25 protein-coding genes, 3 tRNA genes and 1 pseudogene are annotated in these 24,009 nt (G+C 70.4%); 13 read left to right on the top strand and 16 right to left on the bottom strand.

Annotation, left to right across the window (positions count from 1 at the left end; genetic code table 11):
- Positions 1-46: 46 nt before the first annotated feature.
- The 3 genes from thiD to ABZU75_RS35600 all read right to left on the bottom strand — a co-directional run bounded on the left by thiD (position 47) and on the right by ABZU75_RS35600 (position 3,198).
- Positions 47-847: a bifunctional hydroxymethylpyrimidine kinase/phosphomethylpyrimidine kinase gene (gene thiD, locus ABZU75_RS35590; protein ID WP_355564187.1), complete on the bottom strand. Its 801-nt coding sequence runs from the start codon at positions 845-847 to the stop codon at positions 47-49.
- Between the two features lie 269 nt (positions 848-1,116).
- Entirely contained in the window at positions 1,117-2,016 is a 900-nt protein-coding gene (locus ABZU75_RS35595; protein ID WP_355564190.1) for a hypothetical protein, read from the bottom strand.
- Between the two features lie 225 nt (positions 2,017-2,241).
- On the bottom strand, positions 2,242-3,198 hold the full coding sequence (locus ABZU75_RS35600; RefSeq protein WP_355564193.1) for a thiamine-phosphate kinase: 957 nt from the start codon (positions 3,196-3,198) through the stop codon (positions 2,242-2,244).
- Between the two features lie 51 nt (positions 3,199-3,249).
- Between ABZU75_RS35600 and ABZU75_RS35605 the strand changes: the two genes are divergently transcribed.
- Complete coding sequence (locus tag ABZU75_RS35605) at positions 3,250-3,483, top strand: Lrp/AsnC ligand binding domain-containing protein (RefSeq protein ID WP_350949356.1); 234 nt, start codon at positions 3,250-3,252, stop codon at positions 3,481-3,483.
- 28 nt (positions 3,484-3,511) lie between these two features.
- Positions 3,512-3,958, top strand: a complete 447-nt coding sequence (locus ABZU75_RS35610) for a DUF3515 family protein (RefSeq protein WP_355564197.1) — start codon at positions 3,512-3,514, stop codon at positions 3,956-3,958.
- Here the strand turns inward: ABZU75_RS35610 and ABZU75_RS35615 are convergent.
- From ABZU75_RS35615 to ABZU75_RS35630, 4 genes are all read right to left on the bottom strand, one after another.
- On the bottom strand, positions 3,941-5,050 hold the full coding sequence (locus tag ABZU75_RS35615; RefSeq protein WP_355564200.1) for a D-alanine--D-alanine ligase family protein: 1,110 nt from the start codon (positions 5,048-5,050) through the stop codon (positions 3,941-3,943). The two genes, ABZU75_RS35610 and ABZU75_RS35615, sit on opposite strands and share 18 nt — an antisense overlap.
- A 50-nt stretch (positions 5,051-5,100) precedes the next feature.
- Positions 5,101-6,327, bottom strand: coding sequence for an aminotransferase class I/II-fold pyridoxal phosphate-dependent enzyme (locus tag ABZU75_RS35620; RefSeq protein WP_355564203.1), 1,227 nt, complete (start codon positions 6,325-6,327; stop codon positions 5,101-5,103).
- Positions 6,328-6,343: 16 nt separating this feature from the next.
- Positions 6,344-7,354, bottom strand: a complete 1,011-nt coding sequence (locus ABZU75_RS35625; protein ID WP_355564206.1) for an NAD(P)H-dependent glycerol-3-phosphate dehydrogenase — start codon at positions 7,352-7,354, stop codon at positions 6,344-6,346.
- Between the two features lie 292 nt (positions 7,355-7,646).
- On the bottom strand, positions 7,647-8,360 hold the full coding sequence (locus ABZU75_RS35630) for a lysophospholipid acyltransferase family protein (RefSeq protein ID WP_355564209.1): 714 nt from the start codon (positions 8,358-8,360) through the stop codon (positions 7,647-7,649).
- A gap of 67 nt (positions 8,361-8,427) precedes the next feature.
- Between ABZU75_RS35630 and cofC the strand changes: the two genes are divergently transcribed.
- Together cofC and ABZU75_RS35640 are read left to right on the top strand one after the other, a co-directional pair.
- Positions 8,428-9,123, top strand: coding sequence for a 2-phospho-L-lactate guanylyltransferase (cofC, locus tag ABZU75_RS35635; RefSeq protein WP_355564212.1), 696 nt, complete (start codon positions 8,428-8,430; stop codon positions 9,121-9,123).
- Positions 9,124-9,167: 44 nt separating this feature from the next.
- The gene (locus ABZU75_RS35640) at positions 9,168-9,374 is read left to right on the top strand and encodes a hypothetical protein (RefSeq protein WP_355564215.1); all 207 of its coding nucleotides are present in this window, start codon (positions 9,168-9,170) and stop codon (positions 9,372-9,374) included.
- Positions 9,375-9,574: 200 nt separating this feature from the next.
- Here the strand turns inward: ABZU75_RS35640 and ABZU75_RS35645 are convergent, their stop codons facing one another.
- From ABZU75_RS35645 to leuC, 4 genes are all read right to left on the bottom strand, one after another.
- The gene (locus tag ABZU75_RS35645; protein WP_350914785.1) at positions 9,575-9,874 is read right to left on the bottom strand and encodes an HU family DNA-binding protein; all 300 of its coding nucleotides are present in this window, start codon (positions 9,872-9,874) and stop codon (positions 9,575-9,577) included.
- A 161-nt stretch (positions 9,875-10,035) separates the two neighbouring features.
- The gene (locus tag ABZU75_RS35650; RefSeq protein ID WP_350914783.1) at positions 10,036-10,290 is read right to left on the bottom strand and encodes a hypothetical protein; all 255 of its coding nucleotides are present in this window, start codon (positions 10,288-10,290) and stop codon (positions 10,036-10,038) included.
- On the bottom strand, positions 10,269-10,856 hold the full coding sequence (leuD, locus tag ABZU75_RS35655; protein WP_355564220.1) for a 3-isopropylmalate dehydratase small subunit: 588 nt from the start codon (positions 10,854-10,856) through the stop codon (positions 10,269-10,271). Before leuD ends, ABZU75_RS35650 begins: the two co-directional genes overlap by 22 nt.
- 12 nt (positions 10,857-10,868) lie before the next feature.
- On the bottom strand, positions 10,869-12,245 hold the full coding sequence (gene leuC / locus ABZU75_RS35660) for a 3-isopropylmalate dehydratase large subunit (RefSeq protein WP_350914779.1): 1,377 nt from the start codon (positions 12,243-12,245) through the stop codon (positions 10,869-10,871).
- Between the two features lie 70 nt (positions 12,246-12,315).
- On the opposite strand from leuC, the gene ABZU75_RS35665 reads away from it, so the two are divergent.
- Together ABZU75_RS35665 and ABZU75_RS35670 are read left to right on the top strand one after the other, a co-directional pair.
- Entirely contained in the window at positions 12,316-13,032 is a 717-nt protein-coding gene (locus ABZU75_RS35665) for an IclR family transcriptional regulator (protein WP_030913609.1), read from the top strand.
- Between the two features lie 79 nt (positions 13,033-13,111).
- Entirely contained in the window at positions 13,112-14,851 is a 1,740-nt protein-coding gene (locus ABZU75_RS35670; RefSeq protein WP_355564224.1) for a hypothetical protein, read from the top strand.
- Between the two features lie 247 nt (positions 14,852-15,098).
- Here ABZU75_RS35670 and ABZU75_RS35675 read toward each other — a convergent pair.
- The 3 genes from ABZU75_RS35675 to ABZU75_RS35685 all read right to left on the bottom strand — a co-directional run bounded on the left by ABZU75_RS35675 (position 15,099) and on the right by ABZU75_RS35685 (position 15,394).
- Positions 15,099-15,171: transfer RNA gene (locus tag ABZU75_RS35675), tRNA-Glu, on the bottom strand.
- Between the two features lie 13 nt (positions 15,172-15,184).
- Positions 15,185-15,260: transfer RNA gene (locus tag ABZU75_RS35680), tRNA-Glu, on the bottom strand.
- A 62-nt stretch (positions 15,261-15,322) separates the two neighbouring features.
- Positions 15,323-15,394, bottom strand: a tRNA-Gln gene (locus ABZU75_RS35685).
- A gap of 174 nt (positions 15,395-15,568) precedes the next feature.
- Here ABZU75_RS35685 and ABZU75_RS35690 point away from each other — a divergent pair.
- Positions 15,569-17,548: a M3 family metallopeptidase gene (locus tag ABZU75_RS35690; protein WP_355564227.1), complete on the top strand. Its 1,980-nt coding sequence runs from the start codon at positions 15,569-15,571 to the stop codon at positions 17,546-17,548.
- Positions 17,549-17,656: 108 nt separating this feature from the next.
- Entirely contained in the window at positions 17,657-19,330 is a 1,674-nt protein-coding gene (locus tag ABZU75_RS35695) for a carboxylesterase family protein (RefSeq protein ID WP_355564230.1), read from the top strand.
- A 151-nt stretch (positions 19,331-19,481) separates the two neighbouring features.
- On the opposite strand, the gene gltX is transcribed toward ABZU75_RS35695, so the two are convergent.
- Both gltX and ABZU75_RS35705 read right to left on the bottom strand, forming a co-directional pair.
- On the bottom strand, positions 19,482-20,813 hold the full coding sequence (gltX, locus tag ABZU75_RS35700) for a glutamate--tRNA ligase (protein WP_355564246.1): 1,332 nt from the start codon (positions 20,811-20,813) through the stop codon (positions 19,482-19,484).
- Between the two features lie 28 nt (positions 20,814-20,841).
- Positions 20,842-21,618, bottom strand: a complete 777-nt coding sequence (locus ABZU75_RS35705; protein ID WP_350954330.1) for a fumarylacetoacetate hydrolase family protein — start codon at positions 21,616-21,618, stop codon at positions 20,842-20,844.
- 267 nt (positions 21,619-21,885) lie between these two features.
- Between ABZU75_RS35705 and ABZU75_RS35710 the strand changes: the two genes are divergently transcribed.
- The 5 genes and pseudogenes from ABZU75_RS35710 to ABZU75_RS35730 all read left to right on the top strand — a co-directional run.
- The gene (locus tag ABZU75_RS35710; protein ID WP_355564233.1) at positions 21,886-22,380 is read left to right on the top strand and encodes an Asp23/Gls24 family envelope stress response protein; all 495 of its coding nucleotides are present in this window, start codon (positions 21,886-21,888) and stop codon (positions 22,378-22,380) included.
- Positions 22,381-22,433: 53 nt separating this feature from the next.
- Positions 22,434-23,003 (top strand): hypothetical protein, encoded by a 570-nt coding sequence (locus tag ABZU75_RS35715; protein WP_355564236.1) that lies wholly within the window; start codon positions 22,434-22,436, stop codon positions 23,001-23,003.
- A complete protein-coding gene (locus ABZU75_RS35720) occupies positions 23,000-23,188 on the top strand; it encodes a hypothetical protein (protein WP_350914766.1) in 189 nt (62 codons plus the stop codon). The genes ABZU75_RS35715 and ABZU75_RS35720 overlap by 4 nt, the downstream gene beginning before the upstream one ends.
- On the top strand, positions 23,185-23,784 hold the full coding sequence (locus ABZU75_RS35725; protein WP_355564243.1) for an Asp23/Gls24 family envelope stress response protein: 600 nt from the start codon (positions 23,185-23,187) through the stop codon (positions 23,782-23,784). The genes ABZU75_RS35720 and ABZU75_RS35725 overlap by 4 nt, the downstream gene beginning before the upstream one ends.
- A pseudogene (locus ABZU75_RS35730) lies at positions 23,781-24,009 on the top strand (hypothetical protein); the annotation flags it as partial. The gene ABZU75_RS35725 and the pseudogene ABZU75_RS35730, both read left to right, overlap by 4 nt.

Below are 24,009 nucleotides of genomic sequence, written 5' to 3' on the forward strand. Positions count from 1 at the left end.
CCTTGGCGGGCTCCGCCAAGGACGGCTCGGAGCGGGTCCTCCGTGTTCAGCGGGAGCGCAGGCGCCAGGCGTGGTCCACCGGGCCGATGCCGGCCCCCAGCGGGAAGCCGTGCTCGATCGCGCCGGTGACGTACGCCTTCGCCTTCTCCACGGCGGCGGGGACGTCCTCGCCGAGGGCCAGGTGGGAGGCTATCGCGGAGGCCAGGGTGCAGCCCGTGCCGTGGGTGTGCCGGTTGTCGTGGCGCTCCGCGGTGAAGCGGAACTCCCGCGTGCCGTCGGTCAGCAGATCGACAGGAGCCCCAGGTAGGTGGCCGCCCTTGATGAGCGCCCACTCGGGCCCGAGCGCCAGGACCGCGTCGGCGGCCCGGCGCAGGTCGGCCTCGTCGGTGACCTTCACTCCGGTGAGCTGGAGAACCTCCCACAGGTTGGGGGTGACCACCGTGGCCGTGCGCAGCAGGCTCGACCTGACCGTCTCCACCGCCTCGGGGGCGAGGAGCGTGTCACCGTGCTTGGAGACTCCCACCGGATCGACCACGACGGGCACATCCAGCCCTGCCAGCACCTCGGCGACCGTCTCCACCAGTACGGGCGAGGCGAGCATGCCGGTCTTGACCGCCTGGGCACCGATGTCACCGAGCACCGAGTCGAGCTGGGCACGGACCGCCTCCGGGGGAAGCTCCCAGTAGCCCTGCACGCCCACCGAGTTCTGGGCGGTCACCGCGGCGATCACGCTCATGCCGTGGACGCCGAGGGCCAGCATGGTCTTCAGGTCGGCCTGGATGCCCGCACCGCCTCCGGAGTCGGAGCCGGCGACGGTCAGCACGCGAGGGGGAGCCAGAACGGTCATGCCCCCATCCAACCAGCCCCGCGCCGACCGGCTGAGCGCCCCCTGCCCACTCCCCGCCACTCCTCGGCCGCGCAGCGCCGCGACGGCACCGGCTCGGGCGCGAGGCCCGACCGGACCAGCGACCGGATCACGGGCCGGAATCACCGGCCGGAACCACAGGCCGGATCGGGCGATCGGGGCCGGGCCGACGGCTGGACCACAGACCGGGTCACAGACCGGAACCACCGGCCGGATCGGGCGACGGCACCGGCTCAGTCCGGGACGCCGGGTCAGACGACGGCGCACTCTCCCCTGTCGCTCTGACAGGTCTCCGGAATCTCCGCGTCACCGCTCGCGGTGAAGACGACGACGAGTTCCTCGCCCGCCTGCAGACCCTCCGGCGAGTCGATCACCAGGCTGTTGTCGAGTTGCTCCCAGTCGGCTCCGCTCACCGAGGAGACCGTCCCGTTGACCGGCACGCTCACCTTCAGGTTCTCGACGCTCTCGTCCGCGGCGACCACGAGCTTGACCGTGTACGACTGTGCCCTGCTCCGCACGAGGGCGGCGCCTACCATGATCATGGCGCCCCCCGCGGCGGGCACGGGCGCCTCGAAGGTGTCGGTGGGCACGGGAGCGGGCGCCGTGGTGCTCGGGGACTGCTCGGGGGCGGGTGTTCGGTGGTCACCGACGATGAGGGGTTCGGAGGTGGGCGTGGGCTCCGGCTCGTCGGTGGGCGACGGCTCGTCGGAGGCCCGGGGCGCGCGGGTGGCCTTTCTCGTCGCGGTGGGCTTGGGGGTGGAGGTGACCCCGCCTCCCGCGCGGGTGGAGGTGGGAGTCGGGGTGGGCGTGGCCTCCGCCGTCTCGTCACCCGTCTCCTCGGGCTCGTCGGCCGGTACGGGTTCCTCGGTGAGCTCGGTCCCACCGACGGGGTCGGGCCGCGGTTCCGGCTGGTTCGACGCCGCCGTGACACAACCGGCGGGCGGGCAGTCGGCGGCGGAACCCTCGGAGCCGGCCAGCGCCCGGATCCCGAACACGGTCCCGCCGAGCACCACCGCCACCGCGGCGACGATCAGCAAGGTCGTCTTGATCCGTCCGCCGGGCCTCTCCTCGTCCTCGGGCCACGTGACGGACGGCTCGGACTCCGACGTCCATCCCGAACCCAGGAAACCCGTCTGGGTCTCGGTGATCATCGACTCCTCGGGACGGAGCCGGCGCCCGATCGGCTCGTCCCCGTGACCGGGTGCCGGAGCGGGCTCCGGCCGGCGTTTCCCCCGGTCCGGGGAAGCCGCTTCCCCGTTTCCACCATGGCGGCCCATATCGCCCCTTTCTCGGAGGGAATCTCGACCGCCCAACTTCATACCAGTTCAATAACCGTTTGTCGCAATTTTCGCAGATGTACCAACGAGTGGTAAAGGTCACTCCCGGAAGTGGTCCCAGCCTCCACGGTCCAGCAGCAGGCCTTTGACCTGCACTCCCTCACCCTCGATGACATGACCCACCACGTTCCAGCCCTCCGGGAGCCGTACCCGGTCCGGGAAGGTCGCGGCGAGGGCGTGGTCGTCGCCGCCGGAGAGCACCCACTCCAGCGGGTCCGTGCCGAGCAGCCGGGCGGCCTCCCGCATCACCGGCGGGACGTCGAACGCCTCCGGGTCGAGCACGAGCGCGGTTCCGGCCGCGGCCGCCACGTGGCCGAGATCCTGGAGCAGGCCGTCGCTCACGTCGAGCATGGCGGTGGCACCCAGCGCGGCGGCCTCGGGGCCGCGCGGGTAGGGAGGGCACGGGCGGCGGTGGGCGTCGATCAGCTCCACCGGCCCGGCCAGACCCGCACGGAGCAGCGCGAGGCCCGCGGCGGCGTACCCGAGGCGGCCCGCGACCGCGACCACGTCACCGGGCCGGGCCCCCGATCTGGTGACCGGCGCCCGGCCGCCCAGGTCGCCGAGGGCGGTGACGGCGATCACGACGAGATCGCAGCGGGTGATGTCGCCGCCCACCACGCTGGCGCCGACGAGGTCGCACTCGTCGCGGAAGCCGTCCGTGAGATCGTCCAGCCAGCCGGTGGCGGCGTCGGCGGGCAGCCCGAGGCCGACCACGAGGCCGGTGGGGTCGGCTCCCATCGCCACGACGTCCGAGAGATTCTGCGCCGCGGCCTTGCGCCCGATGTCGTAACCGCTGGACCAATCACGGCGGAAGTGCCTACCCTCAAGTAACAGGTCAGTCGTCACGACGACCCGCCCATCGGGAGCGCTCACCACCGCGGCGTCGTCCCCGGGACCGAGCAATACGGTCCCTCCCTGTGGCAAGCGTCCGGCAATACGTGCAACAACCCCGAATTCGCCGAGATCTCCGACTGTGATGACACACCTCCCGTTCATCACAGGGTACGGTGGCCCTTCGGCACTGATCCAATCGCCCCGGAGGTCGTTGTGGTGCAGGCCTACATCCTTATTCAGACCGAGGTCGGCAAGGCCGCGAACGTGGCTTCGGAGATCTCCGGCATCTCTGGTGTCACCCAGGCCGAGGACGTCACCGGGCCCTACGACGTGATAGTGCGGGCGGAGGCCCGCAACGTCGATGAGCTGGGAAAGCTCGTGGTGGCGCAGATTCAGGGTGTGGAGGGGATCACGCGTACACTGACGTGTCCCATCGTCCACATCTGAGTCCGTATCTGACCGTCGGGAACGTGACATGCCACTGCGGTTCATCCGCCTGGCGGGGTGCGCCTGCGCCCTGCTGATCCTGGCGGGATGCGGTGGCGCCGTCCGGGTCGAGCCGCCCGTCCCCGAGGGGCCCGCCGCCGCCGCGTGCCAGGCGCTCGCCGAGCGGCTCCCGCGGAGGCTCGACGGCGCGGACCGGGTCGAGTCCACCCCCGCCTCCCCCTACGTCGCCGTGTGGGGGCAGGGCCGCATCGCCCTGCGCTGCGGGGTGCCGCGGCCGGTGACCATGTCGCCCACCGACCAGGTTCCCGAGATCAACGAAGTGGCGTGGTACGCCGACCCGGCCCGACCGACGCTGTTCACGTCGATCGGCAGGGCGGCCTACGTCGAGGTGACGGTCGCGCGGGAGCACACCCCGCAGAGCGTGCTGGTCGATCTCGCGGCACCGATCAAGGCAGCGCTACCGCAGACCGGGTGAGCGGCGCAGCGCGAGCTGGATCAGCCGGTCGACCAGCTCCGGATAGGGCACCCCGGTGGCGGCCCAGAGCTGCGGCGCGACCGACATCGCGGTGAAGCCGGGCATGGTGTTGATCTCGTTGACGACCAGCCGCCCGTCGGTGGTGTAGAAGAAGTCGACCCGCGACAGGCCCTCGCAGCCCAGCGCCTCGAAGGCGCGCACGGCCATCGCCCGCAGTTGCTCGGCCGTCTCCTCGGGAATGTCCGCGGGCACCGACAGGGACATGTCATCCCCGATGTACTTGGCCTCGAAGTCGAAGAACTCGTGGTCTCCGTGGACCAGTACCTCACCGGGCATGCTGGCGCGGGGCGCCTCGTCGCCCGGCGACTCCAGCACGGCGCACTCGATCTCGCGGCCGATGATCGCGGCCTCGACCAGCACCTTGGGGTCGTGCTCGCGGGCGAACTCGATGGCCCGCTCAAGTTCCTCCAGGTCGGCGGCCTTGGAGATGCCCTGGCTGGACCCGGCGCGGGCGGGCTTGACGAAGACCGGCCAGCCGAGCTCCTGGACCTCCTTGAGCACCCGGCCGCGGTCGGTCCGCCAGTCGCGGTCGCGGATCGCGACATACGGCCCGACGGGCAGGCCCGAGGCGGCGAGGACCATCTTCATGTACGCCTTGTCCATGCCGACGGAGCTGGCCAGCACCCCGGAGCCGACATAGCGGACCCCGGCCATCTCCAGCAGCCCCTGGATGGTGCCGTCCTCGGCGAAGGGGCCGTGCATCACTGGGAAGACGACGTCGACGTGGCCGAGCTCGACGGGAATGCTGCCGGGGTCGTACGCCACCAGCGAGCCACTGCCGGATGTCAGCGCCAGCGTCGCGCTCCCCGCGTCGACGGCGGGCAACTCGCCGCTCTCGATCCCGTACTGCTGCTCCCCGGAGGCGAGCACCCACCGGCCGTCCTGGGCGATCCCGATCGGGACCACCTCGTACTTGGACCTGTCGATGACCTCCAGCACGCTTCCCGCTCCGAGAATGGAGACGGCGTGCTCGGAATTGCGACCGCCGAAGACGACGGCGACCCTCGGTAGAGGTTCGTGCTGCTCACTCATGATGCCCGAATCTACCCCCTGTTAGGGGGCAATCCGGCTGTTAGACGCGCCTATCTACTCGATGCGGGTAGTGAGTCGAGTGCCTTGGTCACATCCATGATGAGATCTTCCGCGTCCTCAAGCCCGATGGAGAACCGGACGGCCGCCTCATCGATCCCCGCCGCCTCGCCGAGCCGCCGGTGGGTGGTCGAGGCCACGTGCGCGGCCTTGGTGTGGATTCCTCCGGCGGAGGGGGCGATCGAGGCGAGCCTGAGGGCGTCGGCCAGAGCCACGCCGGCGTCGTAGCCACCGCGCGGAGTGATCGTCACACAGGCGCCGTACCTGGTGCCCTCGGGCCCCGAGTCGAACAGGTGCCTGGCCAGCTGGTGTCCGGGGTGTCCCGGCAGCCCCGGGTAGTCGACCCGGCGTACGGCGGGGTGCTTGGCCACGGCCGCGGCGAAGACCATCGCGGTGGAGCACATCCGGCGGACCCGCAGCGGCAGGGTCGCGAGCCCCCGGCGGAGCAGGAAGGCGTCGTCGGGGGAGAGTGTGCCCCCGGTGTCGATCCTGACCTCGCGCAGCTGGGCGATCAGGTCGGGACGGCCCACCGCGACGCCCCCGGCGCAGTCGTCATGGCCGCCGAGATACGTGGTCGCGGAGTGGATCACCAGGTCGGCGCCGTGTTCCAGGGGACGGCACACGATCGGGGTGGCGAAGGTGGAGTCGACCACCAGCAGCGCCCCCGCGGCGCGGGCGATCCGGTAGAGGCCGCGGATGTCGGAGACCGCCATGGTCGGGTTGGAGAGCGTCTCCGCATAGATGATCTTCGTGTTGGGCCTGATCGCCGCCTGCACCCTGGTCAGGTCGTCGTAGCCGACGAAGTCCACGCTGACCCCGAACCTGGACAGCACGTTGGTGATCAGCGAGTGGGTCCCGCCGTACAGCGGGGTGGGCGCCACGAGGTGCGCGCCCGCGCGCAGGAACGTCATCAGGACGGCGTTGACGGCGGCCATCCCCGAGGCGAACGCCTGCCCGGCCACGTCCTCGGGCGCCGCGGCCCCCTCCAGAGAGGCCACCGCCGAGGCGAACGCGGCGGTGGTGGGGTTGTCGATCCGGCCGTAGGCGTGGCCGGACCCCTTCCCCTCCAACACCTCGGCGTACTCGGCGGAGTCGCCGAACCCCCAGGCGGAGCTGCGCCACACGGGAAGGCCGAGGGGTCTCTGCGGGGGCGGCTCGGGAGCCGGCAGGTGCACCGACCGGGTGTTCTCCCCCCTGCGCCTGCGCATCCGTCTGTTCATGGGCCACACCGTGTCTTCACAGGCCGTACCGTTCCGGCTTGGGAGTCCGCGACATCAGGAGCACCGCGGCCTCGCTGGGAGGCATTGCGTCATGGACGACGGCCACCACCACTTCGGTGATCGGCATCTCCACGTCGTGCTTTCTGGCCAGTTCGAGCACCGACTCGCAGGATTTGACCCCCTCGGCGGTCTGTTTCGTGGCGGCGATGACCTCGGCCAGGGTCATGCCCCGCCCCAGATTCTCCCCGAAAGTACGGTTCCGCGACAATGGGGAGGTACAGGTCGCCACCAGATCGCCCATGCCGGCCAGCCCCGCGAAGGTGTGCGGGTCCGCGCCGAGTACCGTGCCCAGCCTGGAGATCTCGGCCAGCCCGCGCGTCATCAGCATCGCCCCGACGTTGTCGCCCAGCCCCATCCCCGCCGAGATGCCGACCGCGAGGGCGATCACGTTCTTGACGGCCCCGCCGAGTTCGACCCCCACGACGTCGGGGTTGGTGTAGGGGCGGAACCAGGGCGGCAGGTAGCAGGCCTCCTGGAGGCGCTCCATCGCCCGCTCGTCGGTACAGGCGACCACGGTGGCGGCGGGCTGGCCCCGGACGATCTCCCCGGCCAGGTTGGGCCCCGACACCACCGCGACCCGCTCCTGGGGCACCCCGGCGACCTCGCAGATCACCTCGCTCATCCGCTTGGTGGTGCCCAGCTCGATGCCCTTCATCAGGCTGACCAGCACCGCCTCCGGCGGCAGGTCCGGTTTCCAGCGGGTCAGGTTCTCCCTCAGGGTCTGGGAGGGCACCGCGAGCACCACGAAGTCGGCGCCGTCGAGAGCCTCGGACGGGTCGGTCGTGGCGCGCAGCGTCTCGGGCAGCGCCGCGCCCGGCAGGTAGACGGGGTTCTCGTGCCGCCGGTCGATCGCCTCGACGACCTCCGCACTGCGGCCCCACAGGATCGTCCGGGTGCCCGCCCCCGCGAGGATCATGCTGAAGGTCGTCCCCCACGAACCCGTGCCGAATACAGCCGCCTTGGTCATCGGTTCTCCTTGGGCGTGGAAACCTCCGCCTCCGGGCGGGGGAGAAAACGCGGCGCGATGCCGTACGGTTCGGTACCGTGTCCGGCGGTGGCGATAACCAGGCCACTACGAGCGTGACCGGCTAGGTCCTCACCGCCGGGCTGGCGGAGAGGTGAAACGCCTGTGGAGCTGGTGTAGGACCTCAAGGGATTTCTCCTGGCGGGCGACCGGCGGTGAATCAGGAACTCTCACGGGCGACCGTGGGAATCCCCTCCCTTCGGGGAGGGGAGGATGTCAACACCGTACGCCGAAGTCAGTTGTCGGAAGGTCGCTTGAACGGCGCCTTGGGCGCCTTCTCCCCGCGGAGTTCGGCCAGTTGGGCCGTGATCGCAGACATGATGTCGGCGGTCGCGGAGCGCAGCACGTCGGCCTGGAGCGGCTGTCCCTGGTACTTCGACAGGTCGACCGGTGGCCCGGTCAGCACGCGGAAGGTCTTGCGTGGCAGCAGGCGGGGCCTTCTGGCACCGTACGGCAGGATCTCCTGGGCCCCCCCGTGCGCGACGGGGATCACCGTCGCGCCGGTCTCCAGAGCCAGCCTGGCCGCGCCGGTCTTGCCCTCCATCGGCCAGAGGTCCGGGTCGCGAGTGCAGGTGCCCTCCGGATAGAACATCACGCACGCCCCGGCGGCGAACCGGCGCCGTGACTCCTCCAGCGAGCGCCCCGCGTCAGAGCTCCCCCGGTAGACGGGAATGACCTGGAGCGCCCTCAGCAGGGGACCGAGCAGCGGCACCGAGAAGAGACCCGACTTGGCCAGGATCACCGGCCAGCGGCCGTTGTTGTAGAGGAAGTGCGAGATGAGGATCGGATCCAGCCACGACAGGTGGTTGGTCGCCACGATGATCCCGCCCGTCCTGGGCAGCCGGTCGCTGCGACGCCAGTCCTTCCTGACCAGGAGCCATGAGATCGGCTTGACGATCGCGACGGCGAAGGCGACCCAGAATCGCGAGGGCCAGCCGGGGCGTCTCATGGGCTCCTCCGTATGAGCGGTTTGCGCACTAAGTCTCCCGGTTGGCTCCCCGGGATGTCGAGGCGGGATGCTTAACGCTATGGCTGCTCAGGAAAGTTCCGCCTGGACCCTTGTCGTCCCGGTCAAAACGCTGGTCGCCGCCAAGACCCGCCTGTCCGCGGCGGCGGGCCCGCACCGGGCCGCGCTGGCCGTGGCGATCGCCTGTGACACCGTCGAGGCGGCGCTGAGGTGCGCGCTCGTCACACGGGTGGTCGTGGTGACGGGCGACCCCGTGGCCGCCGAGGCGCTCGGCGGGGTCGGCGCGCACGTGGTCGGCGACCCGGAGGCGGGGTTGAACGCCGCCCTGCGACACGGTGCCCTGGAAGCGGTACGGCTGGCGCCCGGCGACGCCGTCGGCGCCCTCCAGGCCGACCTCCCCGCCCTCCGCCCCGCGGAGCTGGCCCGCGTGCTGACCGCCGCCGCGGAGTTCGACCAGATGTTCCTGCCCGACGCCTCCGAGATCGGCACGACCTTCTACGGCGCACGGCCCGGCATGCCGTTCACGCCGGGGTTCGGCGGCGAGTCGCGGGACCGGCACCTGCGGCGCGGCGCCAAGGAGCTCTGCGTGGCGGGGGTGGAATCGGTCCGCCATGACGTGGACACCCCGGACGATCTCCGCCGGGCGCTGGTCCTGGGCGTCGGCCCCCGCACGCTGGCCATGGCGGAAAGGATCGCGGTGTCCGGCGGGTCTTCGCAGCCGGAGGAACGCGACAGGGACCGATAGCCCCGATTCGGGCGGGATTCCCGTCCGGAGGCTACCCTGGGCGTGTGCAGGCGACGGTGCGGAGCTTCGAGGAGGCGACCCGGTCGGGGTCGGTCTTCCTGGACGACGGGACCGAGATCCCGTTCGGCGCGGCGGCGTTCGACGCGGGGCCGCTCCGGCTGCTCAGGGCGGGTCAGCGGGTCAACATCGTCATGGACGGCGACGACGTCTCCTACATCACCCTCTCGACCTTCCCCGTACCCGGCCGGTGAGGCGGCCGGGAAACCGGCTTCCCCGACGGCCCGAGCCGAAATCATCTCCGCGGCACCCGCCGGCGAATCCGGTGAACGTGGCCGAACACCGCACGGGGCACTTTCGGCGGCCCCGGCAGGGGATCTGGATCCGGCGGCGCCGGCCGGGAAGCCGGACGCCCGGGCTCCCGCTTCGGGAGTCCGGGCGCCTACGCCGAAGCCTATTTCTTCTTCGCTGCCTTCTTGCCGCCGTTGTTGACGAGTTCCTTGAAGTCGGAACCGGGCCGGAATTTCGGCCCCCAACTCTCGGCGACGTGGATCTCGGCACCCGTCGAGGGGTTGCGGGCGGTGCGGGCCGGCTTGTGCACCATCTCAAAGGCACCGAACCCCGTGATCGAGACCTTGTCGCCACTCGCGACGGTGGCCTGGATCGTGTCGAGCACCGCGTTCACGGCTTCGGTGGCCGTCTTCTTGTCGCCCACCCGATCCGCGATGGCGTCGACGAGTTCCTTTTTGTTCATAAGGTTGCTCCCCCTGCTTACCGATGTCCGGGAGTGGGTCACGGGGCAGAAAACCCGTCTCACCCGATTTGTCACGGCGAGGGGTCTCATCACAGATCTCATCAACGATCACGATGAGAAACCCCCTGCTCGCTTGAAATTAGGGGACGGAGCCGTATGACTCAATCACCTTCCGCAATGTTTCCAGTGCTCGGCGTATCTGAAACCAAGACATCAATACTGAGAAGGAACAAATCAAGACGCCCTGTGGCGTGATCGAGGTCGCGCTTGGCCATATCGCAGATGGCCAGCAGGCGCCTGGTGAGACGTTTTCTCTCCTCGACGGAGACATGCAGGGACCGGACGCGGCGGTGCGCCTCGCGCAGCCGCCACGCCAGCTCGTCCTCTGAACTCGTCAGACGGTCGTCGGCAGCCATGGCTGCCGACCATTCTCGTATGTCCCGATGGCATCGGCGTTGCGCAGGGTCAGCCCGATGTCGTCCAGGCCCTCCATCAGCCGCCAGCGCGTGTAGTCGTCGATCTCGAAGGCGACGGCCTCCGCGCCCCAGCGGACCTGGCGTCCCGCCAGGTCAACGGTGATCTCAAGGGTCGGGTCCGCCTCGACCGCGGCCTGCAGCACCTCGACGATCCCGCCCGGCAGGACGACCGGGAGCAGGCCCATCTTGGTGGAATTATTACGGAAGATGTCTCCGAAACGGGCCGCGATCACGACGCGGAAGCCGTACTGCTGCAGGGCCCAGACCGCGTGCTCGCGGGAGGAGCCGGTGCCGAAGTCGGGGCCGGCCAGCAGGATCGTGGCGCCCTCGTGGACGGGGTCGTTCAGGACGAAGCCGGGGTCCTCGCGCCAGGCGGAGAACAGGCCCTTCTCGAACCCGGTCCTGCTGACCTGCTTGAGCCAGACGGCGGGGATGATCTGGTCGGTGTCCACGTTGCTGCGGCGCAGCGGCACGGCCCGGCCGGTGTGGGTGGTGAACGCTTCCATCGCGAGGACTCCTTACAGGTCGGCGGGCGCGGTGAGTTTGCCGGTGACGGCGGTCGCGGCGGCGACCTGCGGGGACACGAGGTGGGTACGGCCGCCCTTGCCCTGCCGCCCCTCGAAGTTGCGGTTGGAGGTCGAGGCGCTGCGCTCGCCGGGGGCGAGGGTGTCGGGGTTCATCCCCAGGCACATGGAACAGCCGGCCTCGCGCCATTCGGCGCCCGCGGCCTTGAAGACCTCGTGCAGCCCCTCCTGCTCGGCCTGGAGCTTGACCAGCATCGAACCGGGCACGATCAGCGTGCGCGTCACGACCTGGCGCCCGCGCAGCACCTCGGCCGCGGCGCGCAGGTCCTCCAGCCTGCCGTTGGTGCAGGAGCCCACGAAGACCGTGTCGACCTTGACCTCGCGGAGCGGGGTGCCCGCGGTCAGGCCCATGTACTCCAGGGCACGCGCGGCGGCGGCCGGGTCGTCGGTGTCCTCGGGACGGGGCACGGACGTGCCCAGCGGGGCACCCTGGCCCGGGTTGGTGCCCCAGGTGACGAACGGGGTCAGCGTCGTGGCGTCGATCTCCACGACGGCGTCGAAGACCGCGTCCTCGTCGCTGACCAGCGACTTCCAGTACTCGACCGCGGCGTCCCAGTCGGCGCCGGACGGCGCGTGGGGACGGCCCTTGAGATATTCGAAGGTGGTCTCGTCCGGAGCGATCATGCCCGCGCGGGCACCCGCCTCGATGGACATGTTGCAGACCGTCATCCGGCCCTCCATGGAGAGCCTGCGGATGGCCTCGCCCCGGTACTCGACGATGTAGCCCTGGCCGCCGCCGGTGCCGATCTTGGCGATGATCGCCAGGATCAGGTCCTTGGCGGTGACGCCGGGGGGCAGCTCGCCGGAGACCTCGATGGCCATGGTCTTCGGCCGGTAGGCGGGCAGCGTCTGGGTGGCCAGCACGTGCTCCACCTCGGAGGTGCCGATGCCGAACGCGATGCCGCCGAAGGCGCCGTGGGTGGAGGTGTGAGAATCACCACACACGATCGTCATGCCGGGCTGGGTCAGGCCGAACTGCGGGCCGATGATGTGGACCACGCCCTGCCCCGCGTCACCCATCGGGTGCAGCCGGACGCCGAACTCCGCACAGTTCTTACGCAGCGTCTCCACCTGCGTCCGCGACACCAGGTCGTTGATCGGACCGCGTACGGTCGGGACGTTGTGGTCCTCGGTGGCGATGGTGAGGTCGGGCCGCCTGACGGGGCGACCCGCCATGCGCAGGCCGTCGAACGCCTGCGGGCTCGTGACCTCGTGAACGAGGTGAAGGTCGATGTAGAGCAGGTCGGGTTCTCCCTCCGCACGTCGCACGACGTGCTGCTCCCAGACCTTCTCCGCGAGCGTGCGGCCCATGTCGCCTCCTTGCGATCGGCTATCCCGCACCCACTTGCTTTCTCATATGTCGAGACGGCAGTATCGGTGTATGGACAACTCTAGCGGAGTCGGCGTACTGGACAAGGCCGTCCTCGTGCTCAACGCCCTTGAAGCCGGCCCGGCGTCCCTCGCACAGCTCGTCCACGCCACCGGCCTGGCCCGCCCCACCGCCCACCGGCTGGCCGTCGCTCTGGAGCACCATCGCATCGTCTCCCGCGACACCCAGGGCCGTTTCGTCCTGGGCCCCCGCCTGTCCGAGCTGTCCACCGCCGCCGGCGAGGACAGGCTGCTGGCCGTCGCCTCACCGGTTCTCACCCAGCTGAGGGACCTGACCGGGGAGAGCGCGCAACTCTACCGGCGCCAGGGTGACGAGCGGGTCTGCGTGGCCGCCGCCGAGCGTGCCAGCGGACTGCGTGACACCGTGCCGGTCGGCTCGGCCCTGCCGATGCTCGCGGGGTCCGCGGCGCAGATCCTGCTCGCCTGGGAGGAGCCCGACCGCCTGCACCGGGGCCTGCGCGGGGCCAAGTTCACCGCGGCCACGCTCGCGAGCGTGCGGCGCAGGGGCTGGGCGCACAGCGTCGGCGAGCGCGAGCAGGGCGTGGCCAGCGTCTCGGCGCCGATCAGGGGCGCGGGTGGCAAGGTGGTCGCCGCGGTGTCGGTCTCCGGCCCGATCGAGCGGCTGACCCGCACCCCCGGCAGGCTGCACGCCGCCCCCGTGGTCACCGCCGCCGAACGGATCACCGAGTCGATGCGCCGCGCCAACTGACCTCCGCGGCGGCTGACACCGATCGACCTGTGGGCGATATGAGGAGGCGAGCACCCCTGCGGCCCCCTAGGCTGGGCAGGTGACAGATCGCATCGAGGCAGCCGCGGCTGAACTGCGTCCCCTGCTCCAGAACTTCATCCTGTGGGCGCGTGAGAACGCGCCCGGCAGCGATTCCAACCTGGTCGGCTCTGTCGCGCTGTGGCACCGGCTGATCGCCTCCGACGACGTCGGCCGGTGGCGGCAGTCCGACCTGCGCACGGTTCTCCTCGATCGGATGCCCCAGGTCGTCGAGGATCCGGACGCCGCCGCCGACGGCATGGTGCCCGCGGTCCGCGCCTATCTGACCTTCCTGTCGGAGTCCGACCGCCTGGCCAAGGGCTCCGCCCCGCTGGGGGACCTGCTCGCCGAGCTCGACCGCCTTGAGGACGACTTCGTCGACGCCATGGAGGATCTCGTCGTCGAGGAGGACGAGGACGACGAGTACGACGAGGAGGAGTCCGAGGGGCTCGGTGACTTCGAGCCGTTCGCCGACGAGCTCTCCGAGCTGCCGACGATCAGGCTCCGCCCGGACTCCGAGCTGGCCGAGGCCACCCGCAGGACACCCCTGATCTCCAAGGCCCGCGACCTCGCGATCTGGGTCGGCTCTGAGCGCCGGGTGGGCGAGACGAACCTGCTCGACGACACCGAGATCACCGAGGCCCTGGCCGTCCTCGGCATCCCGCTTCCCGAGAAGGGCGACAAGTCGCTGGCCGACTCCGTCCCCGCGCTCTGGAACATCTGGAACCTCGCGATCGACCTCGACTTCCTCCAGCCCGAGGGGGAGGACACGGTCAGCATCGACGCCGACACCGCGGAGTGGCCCTTCGAGGAGGACGACGACGCCCTTGACGCGTGGATGGCCGGTCTGCACTCCATCGACTACGGCGACCCGGAGCTGGCGGACGAGGAGGCCACGATCGCCCTGTCCGGGCTGACCAGGGCGCTGCTGGTCCGGGTGCTGCTGGCGACCGGTTCCAAGCCGCTGGCCGAGCTCCGCACCGAGCTGGCCGAGGCCGCCGCCGAGTACGACGACCTGGGCGCGGAGGCCTGGGCCGCCGCCACCGCGCAGTACGGCGACCCGCTCAACCCGGTGCTCGACTGGCTGGCCGGGTACGGCATGGTCGAGGTCGAGCACGACCAGGTGCGGCTGACCCCGCTCGGCATGGAGGGCGTGGTCCACCTCGTGGACGAGGCCGACATCGAGCTGGACGCCCGGCCCGCCATCGACGCGATGACGGCCCTGGACCTGCTCTCCTTCGGCTCCGAGCTGCCCGAGGAGGAGGCGGACGCCGAGTTCGAGGCCTGGATGGAGCTGCGCGCCCCCGAGCAGGCCGCCAGGGACCTGCTGGAGGCCGCGGCCGAGGACGACGCGAACGCGCTGATCCGGGTCCAGGCGGCCAGCATGGTCGGCTCGCTCGGTGAGGTGGCCATACCCGCCTGGCGGGAGGCCCTCGACGAGCCGTCCCTGCGCCCGTACGCGGCCACCCACCTGGCCCAGCTGGGCGTCGAGGACGCTCCCACGCCCACCCAGGCCGACACCCACTGGCTGATCCTCGACATGCTGACCATCTCCGCCGGCCTGGGCCGTCCCGAGTTCGTCAGCAGCCTGGACGACATCGGCAACGTGCCGAACCTGGTCAGCCTGCTCGAAGTGATCTGGAAGGTGCCGCACCCGCACCTGGAGGAGCTGCTGGAGGCGATCGGCAAGGCGCATCCGGACAAGCAGGTGGGCAAGGCCGCCAAGCGTGCCCTGTTCAAGGCCCGCTCGGGGCAGAACTAGGAACGGAACCGGAAAGGGACGGGGCGCCGCCCCGTCCCTTTCCGGTTCCGCCATGGCGGGGAGCGTTCAGGCGCCACCTGGCCGTACATCGGGTGACGGCGGGGGTTCTTCTCGATCGGGAGAGAGCATCCGGCCGCGGCGCCGAGCGGGAAGGCGATCTGAGAGATCCATGCCGGGTGGGGCTTCACCCGCCCCCTGAAACGACAAAAACCCCCGGGAACCGTTGCTCCCGGGGGTTTCGCACTTGTAGCCCCGACCGGATTCGAACCGGCGCTACCGCCTTGAGAGGGCGGCGTCCTAGGCCACTAGACGACGGAGCCTTGCGAGAGACAGTGGTAGTCCCGACCGGATTCGAACCGGCGCTACCGCCTTGAGAGGGCGGCGTCCTGGGCCACTAGACGACGGGACCCTACACACTGTCATCAGATTCGGAGGGAGCCGAATCTGCGGCATCTTCCTAAGAAGATGCAGCTGGGGTACCAGGACTCGAACCTAGAACAACTGAACCAGAATCAGCCGTGTTGCCAATTACACCATACCCCACCGCACCGGACTCCCTTGCGGGACTCGCTGGCGCCTCCGAAAGAATAGCCCAGGTTGGGGGTCAAGACCAAAACGATTGCCGGCGGCCGAATCGCGGTATCACCGGGCTGCCGCAACGAAGGTCCGCTGTGCGACCCTGCTGAGAGATCCGTCCACCTGAGAGGAGTTCCAGCCTTGGCCGAGAACCCGTTCTTCGAACCCAGCACGCTGCCGTACGGGCTGCCGCCGTTCGCCCTGATCAGGGAGGAGCACTACCTTCCCGCCTTCGAACGTGGCATGGCCGACCAGCTGCGCGAGGTGCGGGAGATCGCCGACAACCCGGAGCCCGCGACGTTCGCCAACACGGTCGAGGCCCTGGAGCGCTCGGGCCGGATTCTCAAGCGGACCGTGATCGTCTTCAGCAGCATCTCCGCCTCCGACACGACCGACGGCATCCGGGAGATCGAGACCCAGGTCTCCCCCAGGCTGACCCAGCACGCCGACGCCATCCGCCTGGACCGCGCCCTGTACGCCCGGGTCAAACAGGTGGCCACCGACGACCCCGAGGAGGCGTGGCTGCTGCAGAAGTACCGCGTCGACTTCGTCAGGGCCGGCGCGGACCTGTCCGAAGGCGACCAGGACCACCTCAGGGCGCTCAACGAGGAACTGACCAGGCTCGCCACGACCTTCTCCCAGAACCTGCTCACGGCCTCCACGGCCTCCGCGCTGGTCGTCGAGGACGTCAAGCTGCTGGACGGGCTCGCCGAGAGCACGATCAAGGCGATCGAAAAGGACGGCAGGTACGTCCTGCCGCTGTTCAACTACACCAACCAGCCCGCGCTGGCCGAGCTGACCGACCGGGAGACCCGCAGGAGGCTGTACGAGCTCTCCGTCGGCCGGGCGCCGGAGAACTTCGAGCTGGCGGCCAGGATGGCGGCGCTCCGCGCCGAGCGGGCGGCCCTGCTCGGCTTTCCCAACCACGCCGCCTACTCCGTCGCCGACCAGACCGCCAAGACCACCGACGCCGTCGAGGAGATGCTCGGCAAGCTGGTGGGCCCCGCGATGGCCAACGCCCGCCGGGAGGCCGAGGCGCTGAGCGAGCAGGCCGGCTTCCCCCTGGAGCCGTGGGACTGGTCCTTCTACGCCGAGCGGGTGCGCAAGGCCCGCTACGACTTCGACGCCGCCGACCTTCGCCCCTACTTCGAGCTGGACCGGGTGCTGCGGGACGGTGTCTTCCACGCCGCCGGCGAGCTGTACGGGATCACCTTCGCCGACCGGGACGACCTGGCCGGGTACCACCCGGACGTCCGGGTCTTCGAGGTGTCCAACGCGGACGGCTCACCGCTCGGCCTGTTCGCGTTCGACCCGTACGCCCGGCCGACCAAGCGCGGCGGCGCCTGGATGAACAACCTGGTCACCCAGTCGCACCTGTTCGGCGAGCTGCCCGTGGTGATGAACAACCTCAACATCACCAAGCCCTCCGAGGGTCCGACGCTCCTGACGTTCGAGGAGGTCAACACCGCCTTCCACGAGTTCGGCCACGCCCTGCACGGCCTCTTCTCCGACGTGCGCTTCCCCCGGGTCTCCGGCACCGACGTGCCGCGCGACTTCGTGGAGTATCCCTCGCAGGTCAACGAGATGTGGGCCACCTGGCCCTCGATCCTCGCCAACTTCGCCAGGCACCACCAGACCGGCGAGCCGGTGCCCGCGGAGCTCCTGGAGAAGATGAAGGCCGCGGAGAAGTTCAACCAGGGCTTCGCCACCGTCGAGTATCTCGCGGCGGCACTGCTGGACTGGGCCTGGCACAAGCTGGCCGGGGGCGAGACCGTCGAGGACGCCGAGGCGTTCGAGAACGCGGCCCTGGAGCGCGCCGGGATCGCCTACGACCTGGTCCGCACCCGCTATCGGACCAACTACTTCGCGCACATCTTCGTCAGCGGGGTGGGCGGCTACAGCGCCGGCTACTACTCCTACATCTGGAGCGAGGTGCTGGACGCCGAGAGCGTCGACTGGTTCGAGGAGAACGGCGGCCTGACGCGCGGCAACGGTGACCACTTCCGCTCCACCCTGCTGTCGGTCGGCGGCTCGCGGGACGTGATGGACGCCTTCCGCGACTTCCGCGGCCGCGACCCGCGCATCGAGCCCCTGCTGAAGCGCCGCGGCCTGGAGGCGTAGCCCCCGCCCGCGTGGCCCTTCGTCCATCGCCGGGGTGCAGGAAACCACACCCCGGCGATGAACGCAGAGCCAATGCGCGCGGCGGCCGCGGCGGGCATCGTAAAGGTCATGAAACGACCACGGAACAGGATCGGCTCCGCGCTCGTCGCCGGTCTGGCAGGGGCCCTGTTACTGGGGACCGCGGACCCGGCCGCGGCTGGGCGGGAAGACCACGGCACCCAGGGAGCCGCCACCTCGGCCACCACCGGGAGGGACACGACGGTCCGTACCGACGCCGGGTGGGTGCGGGGCGCGCAGGCCGGAGACCACCGGCTCTTCCAGGGCATCCCGTACGCCGCGCCCCCGGTCGGGGAGCTGCGCTGGCGGTCGCCGCAGGCCGTCGCCCCGTGGCAGGGGGTGCGCGACGCCACCGCGCCCGGCAGCCGGTGCGCGCAGACCGCCGACGTCTGGGGGCTGCCCGGAAGCGAGGCGGAGGACTGTCTCTATCTCAACGTGACCACGCCCGCGCGAAGCGCCGGGAACCGTCCCAGGCCGGTCATGGTGTGGCTGCACGGCGGAAGCCTGACGAAGGGGGCGGGCAGCGATTACGACGCCCGCAGGCTGGCCGTGCGGGGCGACGTCGTGGTGGTGACGGTCAACTACCGGCTGGGGATCTTCGGGTTCTTCGGGTACCCCGGGTTCGAGAACTCCGGGGCCTTCGGGATCGAGGACCAGCAGGCGGCCCTGCGCTGGGTGCGGCGCAACGCGGCGGCGTTCGGCGGCGACCCGCGCAACGTCACCCTGTTCGGCGAGTCCGCGGGGTCGCACTCGGTGTGCGCGCAGCTCACCTCCCCCTCGGCGGCGGGGCTGTTCCACCGGGCGATCACCCAGAGCACCCCGTGCGGGGCGGGAAGCTTCGAGGGCACCCCGCTGCGGCCGGTCATGGACCTCCCCTTCTGGCTGCCCAGGGCCTCCTACGAGGGCTACGGGCAGTATCTGGCCACCCTGGTGGGATGCGTCGACCCGGGGACCGCGCCCGCCTGCCTGCGGGACAAGCCGGTGGCCGACCTGCTCGCCCAGCCCGCCCTCCCGCTCCCGGGGTACGGCAACGCGGTGCTGCCCGAGGATCCGGCGAAGGTGCTCCAGGAGGGCCGCTTCCACCGGGTGCCGGTGCTGACGGGCATCACCCGGGACGAGGGCACGATGTTCACGTCGCTGATTTTCGAGGAGCCGATGCCGGCCGAGGGGTACGAGCCCGCCCTCAACGAGAAGTTCGGCGCCGCGGGCCCCGACGTCCTGGCCCGATATCCGCTGGATGCCCACGACGGCCTGCCCCTCCAGGCGGTGGCGGCCATCATGAGCGACCTGGACTGGGCCTGGGAGGCGCGCAACACCGACCGGCAGTTCGCCCGGCACGTGCCGACCTTCTCCTACGAGTTCACCGACCGTACGGCGCCCGCGCTCTTCCCGCTGAAGCACGGCATCAGGCCGCTGGCCGCACACGGCTCCGAGCTGTCGTTCCTGTTCGGGGTGAGCTGGGAGTCCGCCCCGCTCACCCCCGAGCAGCGGCGGCTCGGCGACATGATGATCGACTACTGGTCCCGGTTCGCCGCCGTCGGCGACCCGAACCGGCCGGGCCTGCCCTCCTGGAAGCGCGTGCGCCCCGGCAACGGCACGCCGTACGTGCAGGAACTGGCCCCGGGGCAGGGCGGCGTCGGGCCCTTCGACCGGGCCTCGGCACACAACCTCGCCTTCTGGGACGAGCTCGCCGGGCGGGGGGACGGAAGCCGGGCCGGAGGCTGAGACCGGACAGGGCGCGGGAGGAGGGCGTTCCTCCGGGTTCCCTTCCTGATCTTTCTCCCGTGGCTCCGGCCACCCGGTGACCGTTGATCGAAAGCGAAGGCCCGCCTCCGGTGAATCCCGGGGGCGGGCCTTGACGCTCCGCGAGGTCCGGTCAGGCCTGGAGCTTCGTGAGGGCGGCGCGGAGGCGCTCGATGGAGCGCTCGCGGCCGAGGACCTCGATCGACTCGAACAGCGGCAGGCCGACGGTGCGGCCGGTGACGGCCACCCGGACCGGCGCCTGGGCCTTGCCGAGCTTGAGGCCGTAGGAGGCGCCGACCTCCTCCAGCGCCGTCTTGAGCGACTCGGGGTCCATCTCGACCTTCTCAAGCCGGTCGAGGTAGCCGGTGAGGATCTCCACGGCGGAGCTCTTCATGGCCTTGTCCCACGACGCCTGGTCGAAGACGGGCTCGTCCAGGAAGAGGAAGTCCACGTTCGCGGTGATCTCGGACAGGACCGCGATACGGGTCTGGGCGAGCTCGGCGACCTTGGCGAAGGTCTCGCGGTCCCAGCTCGGGTCCAGCCACGGCTCGCAGCGGGTGATGAACTCCTCCAGGGGCAGTGCCCTGATGTACTCGCCGTTGAACGCGCGCAGTTTCTTCTCGTCGAAGAACGCCGGGGAGGGGTTGACGTCCTCCAGCCTGAACAGCGGCACCATCTCCGACCAGGGCATGATCTCCCGGTCGTCGCCGGGGCCCCAGCCGAGCAGCATCAGGTAGTTGACCATCGCCTCGGCCAGGTAGCCCTCCTCGCGGTAGGACTCCAGGGCGACCTTGTCGCGGCGCTTGGACAGCTTCTGGCGCTTCTCGTTGACGATGACCGGCACGTGCGCCCAGGTGGGCGGGGCGACGCCGAGCGCCTCCCAGAGCAGCTGCTGCTTGGGGGTGTTGGACAGGTGCTCCTCGGCGCGGACCACGTGGCTGATCCGCATCTCGACGTCGTCGACGACGTTGGCCAGCACGAAGAGCGGGGAGCCGTCGCCGCGCGCGATGACGAAGTCCTCCATCGCGTTGTTGGGGAACTCGACGGTGCCGCGGACCAGGTCGGAGATCACGGTGACGCCCTCGTCGGGGGTACGGAAGCGGACCGCGCCCTCGGTCAGGCCTCGGTCGCGGCAGAAGCCGTCGTAGCCCTGGTGCTCGGACCCGGTGCGGGCCTTGACCTCGTCGCGGGTGCACGTGCAGTAGTAGGCCCGGCCCTCGGCCAGCAGCCTGGCCGCGGCCTCGCGGTGCTGCTTCTCGTACGAGGACTGGAAGTAGGGTCCCTCGAAGGCCGGGGCGCCGTCGTTGATCCCGATCCAGGCGAGCGCCGAGATGATGCCCTCGGTCCATTCCGGCCGGTTGCGCGCGGCGTCGGTGTCCTCGATGCGGAGCACGAACCTTCCGCCGGACCTCTCGGCCAGGGCCCAGTTGAACAGCGCGGAGCGGGCGCCGCCGACATGGAACATGCCGGTCGGCGAGGGGGCGAAACGAACCCTAATCACGGGAGACCACCCGGTTGCTGAGAGTGCCGATTCCTTCGATGAAGACGCTGACCTCGTCGCCGACGCTGAGCGGGCCGACCCCTTCCGGCGTCCCGGTGAGGATGACGTCGCCGGGGATCAGGGTCATGACCGCGCTCACGTGGGCGATCAGCGCGGGGATGTCGTACATGAGCTTGGAGGTGCGCGAGCTCTGCTTGACCTCGCCGTTCACGGACGTGACGATGCCGACGTCGCTCGGGTCGAGCTCGGTCTGGATCCATGGGCCGAGCGGGCAGAACGTGTCGAAGCCCTTGGCCCGGGTGAACTGGACGTCCTTCTTCTGCAGATCCCGTGCCGTGACGTCGTTGGCGCAGGTGTAGCCGAAGATGACCTCGTGGGCCCGTTCTCGGGGCACCTCCCGGCAGAGCCTGCCGATCACCACCGCCAGCTCCCCCTCGTAGTCGACCCGCTGGGACAGGGTCGTCGGGTAGGCGATGGCCTCACCCGAGCCGATCACCGAGGTCGACGGCTTGAGGAAGACCAGTGGCTCGTCGGGGACCTCGCCGCCCATCTCGTGGGCGTGGTCGGCGTAGTTCTTGCCGATCGCGACGACCTTGCTGGGCAGCATGGGCGCGACCAGCTTGACCTGGGAGAGCGAGTGACGCTCACCGGTGAACTGGATCGGCCCGAACGGATGACCGGAGATCGCGGAGATGAACTCCTCCCCTGGGCCACCCTCGACCACCCCGAACCCGACACCGTCTCCTGTGGAGAACCTCGCTATACGCACACGACAAGGCTAGTCGGGCTCCGGGTCTCGGCTGACCGCGCCCGCGCCTCCGGGAGGTTCGCGCCTCCGCCCATCCGGCCTCCTCCATCACATCGCCGAGCCATCTGGGCTATATACAACTAAAAATACCCATAAAACCTATTTTCCCGATACGACCACGATTGAGTTAAAAATAAGTATGTCCTGATTACTGTTCATATGGGGGGTATGACCGTTTCTGTCAGCATCGGGGAGCCAGAAGGTCTTCCCTCGGGGGAAGGAATGGACGTGACTGAAGCCAGCACGGTGAACAGGCCCAAGGGCGACGAGGTATCCGTGCCCCGGGCACGCACCGACAGTCCCGGATCCCAGGGTGGCCTGGTCACTCCCAAGGGAACCACCACCATCGAGAGCGGCGTGGTAGCGAAGATCGCGGGCCTGGCGGCCAGGGAGATTCCCGGCGTGCACAACATGGGCGCGAGCACCGCGCGAGCCCTGGGCGCGGTACGCGGCATGGTCGGTGTCGACCAGAACATCACCCAGGGGGTCTCCGTCGAGGTGGGCGAGCGTCAGGCCGCCGCCGACCTCGAAGTGGTCGTCGAGTACGGCATGGCCATTCCCGACCTGGCCGCCGCCGTACGCCGCAACGTGATCACGGCGATCGAGCGCATGTGCGGGCTCGAGGTCACCGAGGTCAACATCAAGGTCTCCGACGTCCACATGCCCGGCCAGGACAAGGACTCCTCGGAGGAGTCGTCCGAGCCGGGGCCGCGCGTCCAGTGAGGGATCCGGCGCGCGGGCCTGAGGACCCGGCCCGCGAGGAGGCGACGCGTCCGGTGACGGCGGGATCCGGCCGCCGGACGGCCGCGCCCGCGAACAACCCGGGTGACCCGGCCCACCGGCCGCCCACCCCGGCGCACGGATCGGAGCATCCGAAGCATCCGACCCCGGCGACCGTCATGCCCGCGCACAAACCGGAGCACCCGGTCCACCCGCCCGCCACCCAGGCCCCGGCGGGGGCCGTACCCGCCCAGAGACCACGGGCCCCGGCCCGCAGGACGGCCGCCACACCGGGCGAGACGGCGAGTCCGCCTCGCGAGGAACCGGCCGCGGCCGCTGAGCGGGAACCGGCCGGCCGGGAGGCGGGTCTCGCGCACGGGATAGCCGACGCCGTACGGCGCTGCCCCGATGTCGTCGACCTCTCGGGCGGCCCGTTCGGGACGGTGGCGACCTACCTGCCCGGCGAGAGGGTGCCCGGCGTCGCGCTGCATGAGGACGGGATCGAGATCTCGGTGGTCGTCAGGCTGGGGCGCCCGCTGCCGGAGATCGCCGACGAGGTACGTGCGGCGGTCGCCCCGCTGGCGGATGACCTGCCGGTGAATGTCCATATCGGAGGTTTGACATGAACAAGTTCCCAGTGTGGTCCGTGCTCGGCACGATCGTCGGCGTTCTGCTGGGCTTCGCCGGAGCCTTCGGCGGCTTCTGGGCATTCCTGCTGGTGCTCGTGCTCGGCGCCATCGGATTCCTCCTCGGCCACTTCGCGGAGGTCGGCGAGGTCAACCTGTCCCGGATCTCGGCGAGACGGCGATGAACACCCCCGTCGAGCACCACGCCACCTCCTCGGGAGCGGCCGCGGACTCAGGTGACCTCCCCGCCGGCCGGACGGGCTCCGCCCTCGCCGAGACCGGGCGGTCCGCGCCGCCCGCCGTACCCGCCCAGCCGACCGTACCGGCCGAGCTGCGTGGCAGAACCGACATATCCGACCGGGTGGTGTCGCGCATCGCGGCCGGCGCGGCCAGGGAGGTGGCACGGGTGCGGAAGGTCGGCGAGCGGGGGCCGCTGTCCCTCCGCGGAGGCACCCGCGCCGCCGTCGACGGCACGCTCGCGACGCTCCAGCTGGACGTGACCATGGAGTATCCGGCCCCGATCCGCGAGGTGGCCGACGAGGTCCGGCGCCACGTCGCCGAACGGGTCATGACACTGACCGGCATGGACGTCGGCTACATCGACATCGACGTCACCAACGTGATCCGCGCTCCGGAGAGCCCGCCCGAGACCTCGTATGAGGTCTCGCGTGAGACCTCATACGAGGCATCACCGGCCGAGGGCGGGAACCGGCCCGACTTCCGGACACCGGACGCGACGGCCCACGGGACCGACGTCCCGTCGCGGGAGGAAGGGCAATGACCTCCCAGACCCCCGGCCCGGCTGAGCCCTTCTCCGAGCATGTCTCCGAGACGGGGCCGACCGAGGAGATTCCGGCCGCACCCGGCGCGGCGTTCGTGGAGCCGTCCGCGTCGCGGGCACCCGACGAGGTGGCGAGGAACGCCTCCGCGGACCGCGCGGCGGTCAGGGCCTTCCGCCCGCGCCGGGTGGTCCCCGCCGTCATCACCGCCGTCATCACCACGGCGG

The organism is Streptosporangium sp. NPDC005286, from assembly GCF_040607515.1.
Classification (GTDB): Bacteria; Actinomycetota; Actinomycetes; order Streptosporangiales; family Streptosporangiaceae; genus Streptosporangium.